The sequence below is a fragment of the Streptomyces sp. NPDC048473 genome, from assembly GCF_043200155.1.
Lineage (GTDB): Bacteria > Actinomycetota > Actinomycetes > Streptomycetales > Streptomycetaceae > Streptomyces.
Genome location: NZ_JBICXE010000018.1, coordinates 119,599 through 135,249, shown reverse-complemented (window position 1 = coordinate 135,249; position 15,651 = coordinate 119,599). Strand labels below are relative to the sequence as shown.

Here is a 15,651-nt window from a genome sequence, read left to right as displayed (position 1 = left end):
CACCGACCTTTTCCAGCCCGTCCGGCGTTTGAGGACGGAACCGTCACGGCGGTGGGCCCGCACTGACGTGCCCGGACGCACCGACCCGGCTCACCCGGCCGGCCCAGGGCGGCATGGCTTCGCGTGTTCGAGGGAATACCCCTGACAGGTCGACGTCCGGTCACAAACCAGGCGGACGTCGTGTCCAAGTGAGCGGCATGGAGTCCGCTCGCCCGGGAGGCCTCTTGCACACGAAGGACCGTACATACAGTGCGGCCGACGCGGAGGGCCGGCGCTCGGCCCGTGCATCGGGGTCGCAGCCCGGTCCGTCCTCTCCCATTGGGATGCTCCGCGACGCCGTCGCACCCCAACCTCGTCCGAGGGGGTACGTCCTTCCGTGGTGACCAGCACAAAGCGCCGCATGCCCGACAGGCGCACCTATGTTCTCGACACCAGCGTCCTGCTGGCCGATCCGAATGCCATGGCCCGGTTCGACGAGCACGAAGTCGTGCTCCCGATCGTCGTGGTCACGGAACTGGAGGCCAAACGGCACCACCCGGAGCTCGGGTACTTCGCCCGGCAGGCCCTGCGCCTGCTGGACGACTTCCGGACCCGGTACGGCCGGCTGGATGCCCCGATCCCGCTCGGGGATCTGGGCGGGACGCTGCGCGTCGAACTCAACCATTCAGACCCCGGCGTACTGCCCGCCGGCTACCGGTTGGGGGACAACGACTCACGGATCCTCGCGGTCGCGCGCAACCTCCAGGCCGAGGGGTACGACGTCACGGTCGTCTCCAAGGACCTGCCGCTGCGTATCAAGGCGTCCTCGGTCGGCCTCCTCGCCGAGGAGTACCGCGCCGAACTCGCCATCACCGACTCCGGCTGGACGGGAATGTCGGAACTGCCCCTCGCCGCCGAGCAGGTGGATCTGCTCTACGGGGAGGAGACGCTGTACGTACCCGAGGCCGCCGAACTGCCCGTGCACACCGGACTGGTCCTCCAGTCCGAGCGCGGCAAGGCCCTCGGCCGGGTCACGGCCGAGGGCAATGTGCGTCTGGTGCGTGGCGACCGGGAGGCCTTCGGCATCCACGGCCGCAGCGCCGAACAGCGCATCGCGCTCGATCTGCTCCTCGACCAGGACGTCGGCATCGTGTCGCTGGGCGGCCGGGCCGGCACCGGCAAGTCGGCGCTGGCGCTCTGCGCCGGACTCGAAGCCGTTCTGGAGCGCAGGCAGCACCAGAAGGTAATGGTCTTCCGCCCGCTGTACGCGGTCGGCGGGCAGGAACTGGGCTATCTCCCCGGCACCGAGGCCGAGAAGATGAGCCCCTGGGCGCAGGCCGTCTTCGACACGCTCTCGGCGGTCGCCGGGCGCGAGGTCATCGAGGAGGTGCTGGGGCGCGGCATGCTGGAGGTCCTGCCGCTCACCCACATCCGGGGCCGCTCGCTCCACGACGCCTTCGTGATCGTCGACGAGGCGCAGTCCCTCGAACGGAACGTACTGCTGACCGTGTTGTCCCGGATCGGGGCGAATTCCCGGGTGGTGCTCACGCATGACGTGGCCCAGCGGGACAACCTCAGGGTCGGCCGGTACGACGGAGTCGTCGCCGTGGTCGAGAAACTGAAGGGCCATCCGCTCTTCGCGCATGTCACGCTCACCCGCTCCGAGCGTTCGCAGATCGCCGCGCTGGTGACCGAAATGCTGGAGGAAGGCCAGATCTGATACGGGATGCGACAGTTGGTGCCGCCCGGCGAGCGAAGCAGCTTAGCCGGGCGGCATCGGGCTGCGGCGGCATTTCCGTAAAACACTTGCTGCAAACGGGGTGTGAGCTTTCACACGCAACAGAGAATTGCTTCCCGGTGTGCCGTTCCGGCAGAGTCTTGCTTCCGTCAGGCCCCGCATACGGCACACCCGCACCTCCAGAGGTGCCACGCACCACACAACTCAACAATCGCCGTCCGTATGCCGCCCGCGAGCATCACGCGGCACTCCCTCCGGGGAGTTGCCCACCGGGCCCGTGCCTCCCGTGACCCAAGCAGTAGGGAGGCCAGTGTCAAGGGCACGATTGCGTCCGCGAGGTCACCTAAGCGGGCGATGCTGGAAGGACACCGTGTGAGCCGGATCTCGGTCCGGGGGTTCGCCGTGGCGTCAGCCACCGCGGTCACCACCGTCGGCGCCGTCGTAGGCGTTGCCTCGGGCAGCACTCCTGCTGTCGACGACAACAACTTCGAGGCGACCGCAGCCGATACGACACTTCTCGCCGACATCCCTGCGGGCCAGCAGGCCCAGGTGCAGACCGCCTCGCTGACTCAGCAGGCCGACGCCCAGGCGTCCGCGGCCGACGCGACGGCGAAGAAGTCCGTGGAGGAAGCGGCCCGTATCCAGGCTGCCAAGGACGCCAAGTCGAAGAAGCAGGCGGCCGAGGACAAGCTGGAGCAGGAGCGCCAGGACAAGAAGGACGCGGCAGAGCGCGCCAGCCGTTCCGAGATCCGCAGCGCCTCCTCGTTCGCCCAGCAGGGCTCGTACACCGTGGCCGAAATCCAGGCGATCGCGCGGCAGATCGTTCCCGCCGACCAGTTCCAGTGCTTCAGCAACATCGTGAACGTCGAGTCGAGCTGGAACTACCGGGCGACCAACGAGAGTTCCGGTGCCTACGGCCTCGTCCAGGCGCTGCCGGGCTCGAAGATGGTATCCGCCGGAGCCGACTGGCAGACCAACCCGGCCACGCAGATCAAGTGGGGCCTCAGCTACATGAACAGCGGCCGCTACGGAAGCCCGTGCGCTGCCTGGTCCTTCTGGCAGGCCAACCACTGGTACTAGAACCTTCCGAGGTTCCGGTCTCAACCTTTCGAAGCCCCTCGCCGTCCTACGGTGAGGGGCTTCGCGCGTGTACGGTCGTTCCGGACGCTCGGCGGGGGAGCGGTGGGGAGAGAAGACGGGGGAAGAGGAACGATCATGTCGAAGCTTCCGGGGTGGCTCGGCCGTCTGGGTGCCGAACTGACCGAACTGGGCGAGCGGCTGGAGCAGCGCAGGGCCGAGGCCGAGAGGGTCGAGGACGAGGGGGGCGAGGCCGCGCCGTTCGAGCCGCCGGAGACCGCCGCCGTACCCGCCGCTGCCGTGCCTGCCGGAGCCGTACCGGACGAGTCCGCCCGGCGTGGCGCCGCGGCCGACCGTGTGCCGCTGCCGCCCGCGTACGCCCCCTCCGTGGCGGCCCGGCCCGATCCCGTCGCGGCGATCCCCTGGGGCATGCGCGTCGCGGCCGAGGCGGGCTGGCGGCTGCTCGTCCTGGCGGGCACGCTCTACGTGCTGATGCGGGTCATCAGCGCCGTACAGCTGGTGGTCCTGGCCTTCGTCGCCGCGCTGCTCGTCACCGCGATGCTGCATCCGACCGTCGCCCGGCTGAGGCGGTACGGTCTGCCGCGCGGACTGGCCACCGCGGTCACGGCGATCCTGGGCTTCGTCATCATGGGGCTGGTCGGCTGGTTCGTGGTCTGGCAGGTCATGGACAACATCGACACCCTCTCCGACAAGGTGCGGGCGGGTATCGATGATCTGAAGAACTGGCTGCTCGACAGCCCCTTCCATGTCACCGAGCAGCAGATCAACGACATCGCGAAGAACCTCAGCGACACCATCGGCACCAACACCGAACAGATCACCTCAGCAGGGCTGCAGGGCGTCACCGTGATGGTGGAGTTCCTCACCGGGATACTGCTGGCGATGTTCTCGACGCTCTTCCTGCTGTACGACGGGAAGCGCATCTGGCACTGGGTGCTGAAGCTGGTGCCCGCGCAGGCCCGGCCGGGCGTCGCGGGCGCCGGGCCGCGCGCCTGGCGGACGCTGACCGCCTATGTGCGGGGCACGGTCGTAGTGGCGCTGATCGACGCGATCTTCATCGGGCTCGGGATCTGGTTCCTCAACGTGCCGATGGCGGTGCCGCTCGCCGTCTTCATCTTCCTCTTCGCCTTCATCCCGCTGGTCGGCGCGGTGATCTCCGGAGCGCTCGCGGTGGTCGTCGCACTGGTCACCGAGGGCGTGTTCACCGCGCTCATGGTGCTGCTCGTGGTGCTCGCCGTGCAGCAGATCGAGGGCCATGTGCTGCAGCCGTTCATCCTGGGACGCGCGGTGCGGGTGCATCCGCTCGCCGTCGTCCTCTCGGTCGCCGCGGGCGGCATGGTCGCGGGCATCGGCGGCGCGGTCGTCGCGGTGCCGCTGGTCGCGGTCACCAATACGGTGGTCGGCTATCTGCGGTCGTACGGGCAGGAGGAAGCCCTGCGGCACTCGCCGTCCCCGCGCGGGGCGACCGCGCTCGACATCGCTCCGACAGCAGCACCGGGATCGCCGCCCGAGGGCATCGACCACGGCGACGACGAGGCGAGCGGCGGCAAGAAGACCAAGTGAACAGAAGAAGGGCCCCGTGGACGGTCGGTCGTCCTCGGGGCCCTTCTCGTACAAGGGGTACTGCTGGTCCTACTCGGCGAGCACGGCCTCGGCATCGAGGGTCACGCCGACCGCCTGGATCACCGAGGCAATCTTGACGGCTTCCTGAATGGTCTCACGATCCACGCCGGCCTTGCGCAGCACCTGCTCGTGGGAGTCCAGGCACTGGCCGCAGCCGTTGATCGCGGAGACGGCGAGCGACCACAGTTCGAAGTCGATCTTCTCCACGCCGGGCTTGCCGATGACGTTCATCCGCAGGCCCGCACGGAGCGTCCCGTACTCGGGGTCCGACAGCAGGTGCCGGGTCCGGTAGAAGACGTTGTTCATCGCCATGATGGCGGCGGCCGACTTCGCGGCGGTGTACGCCTCCGCGGAGAGGTTGGCCTTCGCCTCCGGCTCCAGCTCGCGCAGCACCTTCGGCGAGCGCGAGGCGATCGCGCAGGCGAGGACGGTGCCCCAGAGCTGCTGCTGCGGGAGTTCGCTGTTCCCGATGACCGAACCGAGGTTCAGCTTCAGGTCCTTGGCGAAGTCCGGAACGGCGGCCTTCAGTTCGTCGAGTGCCATGTCGCTGTCAGCTCACTCGCCCGAGAGGAGCGCGACCGGGTCGAGGGTGTTCTCGCCCTTGGTCCAGTTGCACGGGCACAGCTCGTCGGTCTGCAGGGCGTCCAGGACCCGCAGGACCTCCTTGGGGTTACGGCCCACGGAACCGGCGGTCACCATCGTGAACTGGATCTCGTTGTTCTGGTCGACGATGAAGACGGCGCGCTGGGCGAAGCCGTCCTCGCCCTCGATGCCGAGGTCACGCATGAGCTCGTGCTTCGAGTCGGCCAGCATCGGGAAGGGCAGGTCGGTCAGGTCCGGGTGGTCCTTGCGCCAGGCGTGGTGCACGAACTCGGAGTCACCGGAGAAGCCGAGGATCTGGGCGTCACGGTCGGCGAACTCGTCGTTCAGCTTGCCGAAGGCGGCGATCTCGGTGGGGCACACGAAGGTGAAGTCCTTCGGCCATGCGAAGACGATCTTCCACTTGCCCTCGTAGGTCTTGTGGTTGATCTGCTCGAACTCCTTGCCGCTCTCCAGCGAGACACAAGCAGTCAGGTCGAACTCGGGGAACTTGTCACCGACAGTGAGCACGCGCTCTCCTTGCAGCATAGGAATTCCCTTTTGCGGGAGTTCCTGGAGGTTGGACGATCTCCACCTTGGCACAGAGTGCATTGATCACGGAAATAGCTACACTTGGTCGTGATGATCGGAGGTGCCTATCAGTGGCGCAGAGTAATCAGGGCAATCGGACCAAACAGCCCAGCCTGTCGCAGCTGCGGGCCTTCGCGGCCGTCGCCGAATATCTGCACTTCAGGGACGCTGCGGCAGCAATCGGGATGAGTCAGCCGGCACTGTCCGGAGCCGTGTCGGCGCTGGAGGAGGCACTGGGTGTCCAGCTCATCGAGCGTACGACGCGCAAGGTACTGCTCTCGCCGGCCGGGGAGCGGCTCGCGGTGCGGGCCCGGGTGGTGCTGGAGGCCGTGGGTGAGCTGATGGAGGAGGCCGAAGCGGTCCGGGCGCCGTTCACCGGAGTGCTCAGGCTCGGAGTGATCCCGACCGTCGCGCCCTATCTGCTGCCGACCGTGCTGCGGCTGGTTCACGAGCGCTACCCGGACCTCGACCTCCAGGTGCACGAGGAGCAGACCTCCTCGCTGCTGGAGGGGCTGGCCGCGGGAAGGCTGGATCTGCTGCTGCTCGCCGTGCCGCTGGGGGTGCCGGGAGTGACCGAACTCCCGCTCTTCGACGAGGACTTCGTGCTGGTGATGGAGCGGGACCACTGGCTGGGCGGGCGCACCGACATTCCGCGCGAGGCCCTGCGCGAGCTGTCGCTGCTGCTGCTCGACGAGGGGCACTGCCTGCGCGACCAGGCGCTCGACATATGCAGGGAGGCGGGGCGTACGGAGGGCGCGCCGGTCACCACGACCGCGGCCGGGCTCTCCACGCTGGTGCAGCTGGTGGCCGGCGGGCTCGGGGTGACGCTGCTGCCGCGTACCGCGGTGACGGTCGAGACCGGCCGCAACGATGCGCTGGCCACCGGGTATTTCGCGGACCCCGCACCGTCGCGGCGGGTGGCGCTGGCGATGCGGACGGGGGCGGCGCGGCACGAGGAGTTCGAGGAGTTCGCGGCGGCGCTGCGGGAGGCGATGGGGATGCTGCCGGTACGGGTGACGGCGGGCGCATAGAGCAGGCGGAAGGGGGTGCGGTCCCCCGGGAGACCGCACCCCTTGCGGCTACTGGGCCATCACTCCGTGCGCAGGCCGTCCGGGCGCATCATGCGCCACAGCGGTGGCAGCGACAGCAGGGTGACGAGCAGGATCAGTGCCGCTCCCGCGACCGTCATGGGCAGGAACAGCCACCAGTCGGTCACCTTCTTGGCGATCATCCTGATCATCACCGCGCCCAGGCCGAGACCGCCCGCTACGGCCACCACCAGGCCGATGACCACGGGTACGGCGGTCTGCCAGAGCACCGACCAGCCGAGCGTGGTCCGCCGGGTACCGAAGGCGACCAGGACCGACAGCAGGCGCTTGCGCTCGCGCAGCTGCTCCAGCTGCGAGACCAGCATCGCGGCGGCGATCAGCAGCAGGGTCGCGGTCGCGCCGACCTGGAGGCCGGTCTGCACGCTGGCGTACTGGCGGTCGCGCGCCACCGAGTTCAGGGTGCCGATCCGCATCCCCGGGTCGAGCCGGGCCGCCGTGTTCCGTACATACTCGGCGACGTCCTTGACGCTCCGGTCCACCCGGATCTGTGCGTTGGTCTGCGCGTGCGGCAGGGTGCTCGGGTCGATCGCGCCGACCGTCGCCATGATGCCCCAGTGGTCCTGGCCCACCGGATCACGGCGGGAGAGAACGGTCGGAGCGTCGGCAGGCAGGGTCCACAGCTTCGACTTCGCGCCGGGCTCCGATCCCACCTGGTAGTTGAGTTCGACCGCCCTGCCTTTGCGGGCCGTCTTGTCCACCCACTCGGCCATCTCCTTGCCCTTGGGGTGGACGACGAACGCGTCGCCCTCCTTGCAGGAGCCGATCCGGGCGATCTCGCGCAGAGTCGCACAGTCGCCGATGGTCAGCGAGGTGGTGGGCTGGACGTCGTCGCCCTTGTACGTGCCCGGCCTGACGACGTACGACTCGACCAGGCCGATGACCGCCTCCACCCCCTTGGTGGCCCGGAACTCCTTGATGGTCCGGGTGGCCGCCTCACCGGTGACGTTCTCGGAGAACGTGGAGAACTGGGCGCGCGTCGGGTCCTGCCCCGTCATCCGGTTGAAGTCGTCGTTCACCGCGGCGAACAGCATCTGCAGCGCCACCGCTCCCGCCACCGCGACGGTGATGCCGCTGACCGCGCGGGCGGCCGCTCCACTGCTCAGCTGGAGCCTGCGGGTGGCGAGCTGCCAGGGCACAGGGCCGCCGTGCAGCCGGTTCACACACGCCTCGACCAGCCAGGGCAGCAGCAGCGCGAGCCCCACCAGGACCAGCACGGCGCCGCCCGCGATCGGATACGGGTCGACCGGGGAGTAATCGTCGACCTTGCCGGTCAGCCCGAGCACCGCCAGGCCCGCGACCGGCATCAGCAGCCGCCACCAGAGGCGGCGCCTGCGGCTTCGGCCGTTGCGTACGACGCCGAGCGGTTCGATCACCACCGAACGCAGGGCGGTCAGCGTGACGAGCACCGCCGCCACCGGAATCGCGACGGCGATCAAGGCGGTCAGCAAGGGATCGGGGACCAGGTCGGAGGGGAAGGCACTGACGTCCCACACCTCGACGTAGCCCATGAACTGACGCGCCACCAGGAAGAACACCAGGCCGGTCAGCAGGCCGAGCACCGCCCCGAAGAACGCCTCACCGGCCGCGATCCGGCGGGTCGTCCGGATGTCCGCACCGACCAGCCGCAGCGCGGCGAGCCTGCGGTCGCGGCGGTCACCGCCGAAGCGCACGGCCGTCGCGATGAAGATCGCGACCGGTACCAGCAGCACCACACAGATCATGATGATCAGCACGATGAGGATCGGCGGAAGCTTGTCGGCCGGGCCCGGGTCGCCGTAACCGGCGATCCGGTGGCCGCCGTTGGCGGGGGCCAGGGTGTCGCTGCCCGCGTAGAAGAGCAGCTCGCCCGGGGAGACGAGGCCCGCGTCGGCGATCGTGCCGGTGATCCGGTACGGCAGCCGCTCCTTGAGAAGGCTGCCCTCCGAGGAACCCAGCAGCTCCTTCAGAGCGGGGGACACCACCATCTCGTCCGCACCGGGGAAGCCTGCGACGCCCGGTGGGACGACCGGGTGGGCACCGTCCGCGCGCATCAGGAAGCCGCCGATGGAGCGGCCGCGGTACTCCGTCTCCGCGTTGATCCGGAGCACCGAGGTGTCCGACTTCTCGGCCGTGGCGTCGGGTGACTCGGAGATCTTGGTCTCGGAGCGGGCCTGATCGCGTGCGGAACGCTCGTCGAGCAGATGCGGCACGGAGGCGGCGGCCAGCAGCAGCGCCACGCCGAGGCCGACGCCGACGGCGGTCAGCAGGGTGCGGATCCAGCCCTCGCGCCCGCCGGAGACGGCGAACCGGATGCCGAGGCCGAGATCGCGCAGCAGGGCGGCGATGCCGGTGGGCTGCGTCGGCCGGGGAGGTGCGTCCGCCGGGGCGTTCTTGTGGTCGAGCAGGGTCATACCGCGTGCTCCATGTCGCGGGCCCGGCCGTCGCGCACGGTTACGTCGCGGTCGGAGTACGCGGCGACCCGGGCCTCGTGGGTCACCAGGACCACGGCGACATTGGCGGACCGGGCCGCCTCGGTGAGCAGCTCCATGACGCGCTCGCCGTTGAGGGAGTCCAGGGCGCCGGTCGGCTCGTCCGCGAAGATCACCTTCGGCGATGCGGCCAGTGCACGGGCCACGGCGACGCGCTGGCCCTGGCCGCCGGAGACCTCGCCGGGGCGCTTGGCGCCGACGTCCTCGACCTCCAGGCGCTCCAGCCAGTGGTGGGCGGTGCGCTCGGCGTCCTTGCGCTTGGCGCCGCTCAGGCGCAGCGGCAGGGCGACGTTCTCCACACAGGTCAGCTCGGGGACGAGCTGGCCGAACTGGAAGACGAAGCCGAACTCGGTGCGGCGCAGGGCGCTGCGTTCGGCGTCCGACATCGCGGAGAGCTCGCGGCCCGCGTAGGTGATCGTGCCCTTGTCGGGGGTGACGATTCCGGCGAGGCAGTGCAGCAGGGTCGACTTGCCGGAGCCGGACGGGCCCATCACGGCCACGACCTCGCCGGGGTGGATGGAGAACGAGGCACCGTCGAGCGCGGGCGTGGACCCGTACGACTTGTACAGGTTGTCGGCGCTCAGCAGGGAGCCGGCGGGGGTCATGCGCCCACCTCCGCGGCGAGCCGGTCCAGCCGGGCGGCGGTCAGTTCCAGCCAGCGCAGATCCGCTTCGAGGTGGAAGAGCGCGTGGTCGCAGATCAGCTGATCGGCGAGGTCGCCCTTGCGCTTGCGGTCGGTGAGGACGCGCATGAGGCGCAGATGCTCGGCGCGCTGGGTGTCCAGCAGGGCCTCGGCGCTGCGGCCGGTGAGCAGGGCCAGGACGACCTTGGTGTAGAGCGTCGACTGGAGGTACGGCTCGGGCTTCTCCGGCTGCGCGAGCCAGGTGCCGACATCGGTGATACCCGCCTCGGTGATGGCGTACCGCTTGCGCTCGGGGCCGCCGCCGCTCTCGACGCCGTCGACCTCGACGAGGCCGTTCTTCAGGAGCCGGGACATGGTCGAGTAGACCTGGCCGTAGTGCAGGGGGCGGTCGTGGCCGAACTTCTCGTCGAATGTGCGCTTGAGGTCGTAGCCGTGGCGGGGGCCGGACTCCAGGAGTCCGAGCAGGGTGTGGCCGATAGACATGCCAAGCACTGTACATGGCGTGTATACCTCGGGTGTATACCCGGGAGTGGAGGGTAAACCAAGCCGGTCCGGAGATTGACGACCGGGGGTCCGGGGGCGAAGCCCCGGGGATCACTCGGGGGGTGGGGACTTCGGGGGCCGCCCCCGGCGGGGGATCGGGCGGGCCGTGCCCGGCAGGCGGCCCGCCTCCGCCAGCGCCCTGCGCAGCAGGAACTCGATCTGGGCGTTCGCGCTGCGCAGCTCGTCGGAGGCCCAGCGGGCCAGCGCATCGTGCACCGCGGGGTCCAGCCGCAGCAGCATCTGCTTGCGCTGCGGCGGCTGACTGCGCCCGGGGGTCTCTTCCGTCACTGGTAAAGAGTGCCCGTATTGAGGACCGGCTGCGCCGCACGGTCACCGCACAGCACCACCATCAGATTGCTGACCATGGCTGCCTTCCGCTCCGAGTCCAGCTCGACGATGTCCTGCTCGGCGATCCGGGTCAGTGCCATCTCGACCATGCCGACCGCACCCTCGACGATCTGCTGCCGGGCCGCGACCACCGCACCGGCCTGCTGGCGCTGAAGCATCGCCGAGGCGATCTCGGGGGCGTACGCGAGATGGCTGAAGCGCGATTCGATGATCCGTACGCCGGCGGCCTGCACCCGGGCCGTGAGCTCCACGGCCAGCTTCTCGGTGATCTCCTCCGCGTTGCCGCGCAGCGAGAGACCGCCCTCCTCGTGAGCGTCGTACGGGTACTCGATCGCGATGTGGCGGACGGCCGCCTCGGTCTGGGTGGCGACGAACTCCAGGAAGTCGTCGACCTCGAAGAGTGCCTGCGCGGTGTCCTCGACCTTCCAGACGACGATCGCGGCGAGCTCGATCGGGTTGCCGTAGGCGTCGTTGACCTTCAGGACCGCGGTCTCGTGGTTGCGGACCCGGGTGGAGATCTTCCGGCTGCTGGTGAGCGGGTTGATCCAGCGCAGCCCGTCGGTACGGATCGTGCCGACGTACCGGCCGAAGAGCTGAATCACCCGCGCCTCACCCGGTGCGACCATCTTCACACCCGTCATGCAGAAGAACGAGGCGATGACGAGCAGGACCCCGAGGATGAAGACCGGGACGCCCACCCCGTTGTTCCCGTTCGAGCCGACGACGCCGCCGACTATGGCGAGACCGATGCCGGCGATCACTCCGATCACGGTCAGCAGCAGGCCGAGGCCGCCGGGGATGCTGTGCGCCGTCACCTCCCTCACCTGCGGTTCGGGCATCTGAGGCGCGTCGGGCGTGAGATCGACGGCCGGGATGGACACGTCGCGCGGATTGCCTTGGTCGGGCATGGAATCCCCCGTTTCGAAAGACTGACTCGGTGCTAGCAATGTGATTACACATTACCGGGTTTCGCAACCTTGAGCGCCTCTCATGAGTCGGTTCCCTAGAGAACGGGTGCTGATTGTCACGTCCGGAAAAGACCGCATCGCTTGCTTTTTGTCCTCGCCGACGGTGTTAGCTGGCTGGGCTGAGCTGGTCGGTCGAGCAGAGAAACGGGAGCAACACAGCGATGGGTCGAGCGGATGCGCGACGAGCCCAGCGGCGCGGAGCGCGGCGGGCTGCGAAGAGCGGCGGCATACGCAGACTCTTCACCTGGCGGAAGATGCTGGGCACGTTCTTCGGGTTCTGCCTGCTGATCATGGGCGCCTTCGTGGCGCTCTACATGTACGTGGACATACCGAAGGCCAACGACATGGCCGAGCGGCAGAGCAACGTCTACCAGTACAGCGACGGCACCGTGCTGACCCGGACCGGTGACGGGGTCAACCGCCAGATCGTGGACCTCGCCGAGGTCCCCAAGGAGGTGCAGCACACCTTCGTCGCCGCCGAGAACAAGACGTTCTACAAGGACAAGGGCGTCGACCTGAAGGGCACCGCGCGCGGCCTCCTCAACACGCTCTCCGGCAAGGGCAAGCAGGGTGGCTCGACCATCACCCAGCAGTACGTGAAGAACTACTACCTGACGCAGGACCCGACGGTCAGCCGCAAGCTCAAAGAGCTGGTGATCTCGCTCAAGGTCGACCAGAAGAAGGACAAGAACTTCATCCTCGCCGGGTACATCAACACCGCGTACTACGGACGCGGCGCGAGCGGGATCCAGGCCGCGGCGCAGGCCTACTACGGGGTCGACGCCAAGGACCTCAACGTCTCCCAGGGCGCCTATCTGGCCGCGCTGCTCCAGGCCCCCAGCCAGTACGACTGGGCGACCGCGACGGGGACCGGCAAGAAGCTCGTCAAGGAGCGCTGGGGCTACACGCTCGACAACATGGTCGAGATGCACTGGCTCGACAAGTCCGAGCGCGACACCCTGAAGTTCCCCTACCCGGACAAGCCCAAGCCTGCCCGCGGCATGGAGGGCCAGACCGGTTACCTGGTCGAGGCCGCCAACAAGGAGCTGGACAAGCAGGGCATCACGGGGGACATGCGGCAGGCCGGCGGCTGGACCTTCACCCTCAACATCGACAAGAAGCGGCAGAAGCAGCTGGAGCAGTCGGTCGACCGGCAGCTGGAGTCCAAGCTGGACCGCAAGGGCAACAAGGTCGACGCGACCGTCCAGGCGGGTGCCACCTCCGTCGATCCCAGGACCGGCGCAGTCGTCGCGCTCTACGGCGGGGTGGACTACGTCAAGCACTACATCTCCAACGCCACGCGTCAGGACTACCAGCCCGCCTCCACCTTCAAGCCGCTGGTGCTCGCCTCCGCGCTGGAGAACGAGTCGAAGACCCACGACGGCGATCTGATCGGCGTCAACACCCGTTACGACGGCACCAGCAAGCGGCCGGTCGTGGGCAGCGATACGCCGTTCGCCCCGGAGAACGAGGACAACCAGAGCTACGGCAACGTCACCGTGCAGACCGCGATGAACAAGTCGATCAACTCGGTCTTCGCGCAGATGGTGGTCGACGTCGGCCCGCCCGAGGTGAAGAAGACCGCGCTGGCGCTCGGCGTACCGGACAAGTACTTCCCCGAGCGTCCAGCCATCTCGCTGGGCACGATGAACGCCTCGACCTGGGACATGGCGGGCGCGTACGCCACGCTCGACAACCACGGCAAGAAGGTCACCCCGTTCATCGTGAAGTCCGCGAAGAACCGCGACCGGACGGTCGAGCCGGTCAAGGGCATCGGCGACCAGGTGATCAGCCGTAAGTCCGCCGACACCGTGACCTCCGTGCTGACGGGCGTCGTGGAGAGCGGCTCCGGCCAGGCGGCCAACACCTCGGCCTACGAGGCGGCCGGCAAGACGGGTACCTCGGAGAACAACAAGGCCGCCCTGTTCGCGGGCTACACCCCGGAGCTCACCACGGTCGTGGCGCTCTTCGGTGAATCCCCCAAGGACGGCGGCGGCCAGGTCAGCCTGACCGGTACCGCCAACTCCGGCCGGGCCAACGGCGGTGGCTTCCCGGCGCAGATCTGGGCGGACTACACCCTCGGCGCGCTGGGCGGCGGCTCCAGTGCCCAGTTCGATCTGGAGGATGTCGAGCGTGGCGAGGTCACCGTGCCGGCGAGCCCGTCGATGACTCCCTCGCAGTCGGAGAGCCCCGATCCGTCGACGTCCCAGTCGCCGGACGTGCCCTCGCAGCGCCCGAGCGAGACGCCCAGCGATTCGGCCAGTCAGTCGCCCATCGAGCCGCCGAGCCAGTCGCCGGAGCCACCGAGTCAGTCCCCGGTCCTGCCGGGCGAGGGAGGCAACTCCGGGCGGCCGGGCAATAACAACAGCAACAACAACCCGCTCAATCAGTGAACGCGTGAGAGAGCAGTGAACGCATGAGTCAGGGGCGGTGCCGGCCGGCACCGCCCCTGACTCATGCGTCCGCGTACGACGGTGTCAGCCGCCGTTGACCTTCTTCGCGATCCGGTCGCCGAGGTCCTTGTCCACGTTGCGCCAGTACTGCAGCGCCCGCTCCAGGACCGGGGCGCTCACGCCGTCCAGCAGATGGCCGGAAATGTTCGACACCAGCCGATCCCGCGCCGCGTCGTCGAGCACCTTGCGGACCATCGTGCCCGCCTGGCCCCAGTCGTCGTCCTCGCTGTGCAGCTTGTACGCCTCGTGCACCATCTCGCCCGCCGTGGCCCAGCCCGCCGGGTCGCCGTAGCGCTCGGTGTCCGCGGCCGGACCGCCGTACGAGTTCGGTGCGTAGACCGCTCCCGTACGAGCCGGCTCGTACCGCATCGGGCCGTCCTTCGCGTACGAGTTCCGGCCGAACCGCGGACGGTTCGGCGGCAGCTGCGCGTAGTTCGGACCGATCCGGTACCGGTGGGTGTCCGGGTACGAGAAGAGCCGGCCGAGCAGCATCTTGTCGGGCGACGGACCGATGCCGGGCACCAGGTTCGACGGCTCGAAGGACGCCTGCTCGATATGGACGAAGAAGTCCTCGGGGTTCTCGTTGAGCGTCATCCGGCCGACTTCGATCTCCGGGTAGTCGCCGTGCGGCCACACCTTCGTGAGGTCGAACGGGTTGAACCGGTAGTCCGGCGCATCGTCGAACGGCATGATCTGGACGTACAGCGTCCAGCTCGGGTGATCACCCCGCTTGATCGACTCGAACAGGTCGCGGCGGTGGACGTCGCCGTCGATGCCGGCCACCTCGTCGGCCTCGGCCTGGGGGTAGAAGTCGATGCCCTGGTCGGTCTTGAAGCGGTACTTGACCCAGAACCTCTCGCCGCCCGCGTTCACCCACATATAGGTGTGCGAGCTGTAGCCGTTCATGTTGCGGTACGTCTTCGGGATGCCGCGGTCGCCCATCAGCCAGGTGACCATGTGGGCGGACTCGGGGGAGAGGGTCCAGAAGTCCCACTGCATGTCGTGGTCGCGCACCGCGCTGTCCGGGCGGCGCTTCTGCGAGCGGATGAAGTCCTGGAACTTCATCGGGTCGCGTACGAAGAAGACCGGCGTGTTGTTGCCGACCATGTCGTAGTTGCCGAGCTCGGTGTAGAACTTCAGCGCGAAACCGCGGGGGTCGCGCCAGGTGTCGGGGGAGCCCTGTTCACCGGCGACCGTGGAGAAGCGGGCGAGCATGGCGGTCTGCTTGCCCGGTTGGAAGAGGTCGGCCTTGGTGAACTGGCTGACGTCGTTGGTCACCTTGAAAGTGCCGTAGGCGCCGGAGCCCTTGGCGTGGACCACCCGTTCGGGGACCCGTTCACGGTTGAACTGGGCCATCTTCTCGATGAGGTAGTGGTCCTGGAGCAGGACCGGCCCGTCGGATCCGACGGTGAGCGAGTGTTCGTCGCTCTCCACCGGGATTCCGGCGTTGTTGGTGGTGTAAGGAACGTTCTTGGTCTTCGATTCCTCGGGCACGAGCGTCCTCCCGTCGG

Annotated in this window: 13 protein-coding genes; 5 read left to right on the top strand and 8 right to left on the bottom strand. The window is 68.5% G+C overall.

Going from position 1 to position 15,651, the window contains the following annotated elements:
* Nucleotides 1–376 precede the first annotated feature (376 nt).
* From ACGFU7_RS26700 to ACGFU7_RS26690, 3 genes are all read left to right on the top strand, one after another.
* On the top strand, nt 377–1,699 hold the full coding sequence (locus tag ACGFU7_RS26700; protein WP_393698860.1) for a PhoH family protein: 1,323 nt from the start codon (nt 377–379) through the stop codon (nt 1,697–1,699).
* Nucleotides 1,700–2,089: 390 nt separating this feature from the next.
* The gene (locus ACGFU7_RS26695) at nt 2,090–2,797 is read left to right on the top strand and encodes a transglycosylase SLT domain-containing protein (protein ID WP_393698859.1); all 708 of its coding nucleotides are present in this window, start codon (nt 2,090–2,092) and stop codon (nt 2,795–2,797) included.
* Nucleotides 2,798–2,932: 135 nt separating this feature from the next.
* Entirely contained in the window at nt 2,933–4,378 is a 1,446-nt protein-coding gene (locus tag ACGFU7_RS26690) for an AI-2E family transporter (protein WP_393698857.1), read from the top strand.
* 69 nt (nt 4,379–4,447) lie between these two features.
* Here the strand turns inward: ACGFU7_RS26690 and ACGFU7_RS26685 are convergent, their stop codons facing one another.
* Both ACGFU7_RS26685 and ACGFU7_RS26680 read right to left on the bottom strand, forming a co-directional pair.
* On the bottom strand, nt 4,448–4,981 hold the full coding sequence (locus ACGFU7_RS26685) for an alkyl hydroperoxide reductase (protein WP_072483998.1): 534 nt from the start codon (nt 4,979–4,981) through the stop codon (nt 4,448–4,450).
* 12 nt (nt 4,982–4,993) lie between these two features.
* Nucleotides 4,994–5,548, bottom strand: coding sequence for a peroxiredoxin (locus ACGFU7_RS26680; RefSeq protein WP_014048079.1), 555 nt, complete (start codon nt 5,546–5,548; stop codon nt 4,994–4,996).
* A gap of 131 nt (nt 5,549–5,679) precedes the next feature.
* Here ACGFU7_RS26680 and ACGFU7_RS26675 point away from each other — a divergent pair, with 131 nt between their 5' ends.
* Nucleotides 5,680–6,639, top strand: a complete 960-nt coding sequence (locus ACGFU7_RS26675) for a hydrogen peroxide-inducible genes activator (RefSeq protein WP_393698855.1) — start codon at nt 5,680–5,682, stop codon at nt 6,637–6,639.
* A 59-nt stretch (nt 6,640–6,698) separates the two neighbouring features.
* Here the strand turns inward: ACGFU7_RS26675 and ACGFU7_RS26670 are convergent, their stop codons facing one another.
* From ACGFU7_RS26670 to ACGFU7_RS26650, 5 genes are all read right to left on the bottom strand, one after another.
* A complete protein-coding gene (locus ACGFU7_RS26670) occupies nt 6,699–9,107 on the bottom strand; it encodes an FtsX-like permease family protein (RefSeq protein ID WP_393698853.1) in 2,409 nt (802 codons plus the stop codon).
* Nucleotides 9,104–9,790, bottom strand: a complete 687-nt coding sequence (locus ACGFU7_RS26665) for an ABC transporter ATP-binding protein (protein WP_393698851.1) — start codon at nt 9,788–9,790, stop codon at nt 9,104–9,106. The genes ACGFU7_RS26670 and ACGFU7_RS26665 overlap by 4 nt, the downstream gene beginning before the upstream one ends.
* The gene (locus ACGFU7_RS26660; protein ID WP_393698849.1) at nt 9,787–10,311 is read right to left on the bottom strand and encodes a PadR family transcriptional regulator; all 525 of its coding nucleotides are present in this window, start codon (nt 10,309–10,311) and stop codon (nt 9,787–9,789) included. Before ACGFU7_RS26660 ends, ACGFU7_RS26665 begins: the two co-directional genes overlap by 4 nt.
* Nucleotides 10,312–10,422: 111 nt before the next feature.
* Complete coding sequence (locus ACGFU7_RS26655) at nt 10,423–10,659, bottom strand: hypothetical protein (protein WP_393698848.1); 237 nt, start codon at nt 10,657–10,659, stop codon at nt 10,423–10,425.
* Nucleotides 10,656–11,627 carry an SPFH domain-containing protein gene (locus ACGFU7_RS26650; protein ID WP_393698846.1) on the bottom strand — a complete coding sequence of 324 codons (972 nt, stop codon included), beginning with the start codon at nt 11,625–11,627 and terminating at the stop codon, nt 10,656–10,658. The genes ACGFU7_RS26655 and ACGFU7_RS26650 overlap by 4 nt, the downstream gene beginning before the upstream one ends.
* Nucleotides 11,628–11,848: 221 nt before the next feature.
* Between ACGFU7_RS26650 and ACGFU7_RS26645 the strand changes: the two genes are divergently transcribed.
* Nucleotides 11,849–14,080 (top strand): transglycosylase domain-containing protein, encoded by a 2,232-nt coding sequence (locus tag ACGFU7_RS26645; protein ID WP_393698845.1) that lies wholly within the window; start codon nt 11,849–11,851, stop codon nt 14,078–14,080.
* A gap of 84 nt (nt 14,081–14,164) precedes the next feature.
* On the opposite strand, the gene ACGFU7_RS26640 is transcribed toward ACGFU7_RS26645, so the two are convergent.
* Nucleotides 14,165–15,634, bottom strand: a complete 1,470-nt coding sequence (locus ACGFU7_RS26640) for a catalase (protein ID WP_393698844.1) — start codon at nt 15,632–15,634, stop codon at nt 14,165–14,167.
* Between the last annotated feature and the right edge of the window lie 17 nt (nt 15,635–15,651).

Bases quoted from the DNA above. Each gene is read 5' to 3' on its own strand.
- ACGFU7_RS26690 (WP_393698857.1), top strand. From the start codon at position 2,933: ATGTCGAAGCTTCCGGGGTGGCTCGGCCGTCTGGGTGCCGAACTGACC.
- ACGFU7_RS26685 (WP_072483998.1), bottom strand. From the start codon at position 4,981: ATGGCACTCGACGAACTGAAGGCCGCCGTTCCGGACTTCGCCAAGGAC.
- ACGFU7_RS26670 (WP_393698853.1), bottom strand. From the start codon at position 9,107: ATGACCCTGCTCGACCACAAGAACGCCCCGGCGGACGCACCTCCCCGG.
- ACGFU7_RS26665 (WP_393698851.1), bottom strand. From the start codon at position 9,790: ATGACCCCCGCCGGCTCCCTGCTGAGCGCCGACAACCTGTACAAGTCG.
- ACGFU7_RS26660 (WP_393698849.1), bottom strand. From the start codon at position 10,311: ATGTCTATCGGCCACACCCTGCTCGGACTCCTGGAGTCCGGCCCCCGC.
- ACGFU7_RS26650 (WP_393698846.1), bottom strand. From the start codon at position 11,627: ATGCCCGACCAAGGCAATCCGCGCGACGTGTCCATCCCGGCCGTCGAT.
- ACGFU7_RS26645 (WP_393698845.1), top strand. From the start codon at position 11,849: ATGGGTCGAGCGGATGCGCGACGAGCCCAGCGGCGCGGAGCGCGGCGG.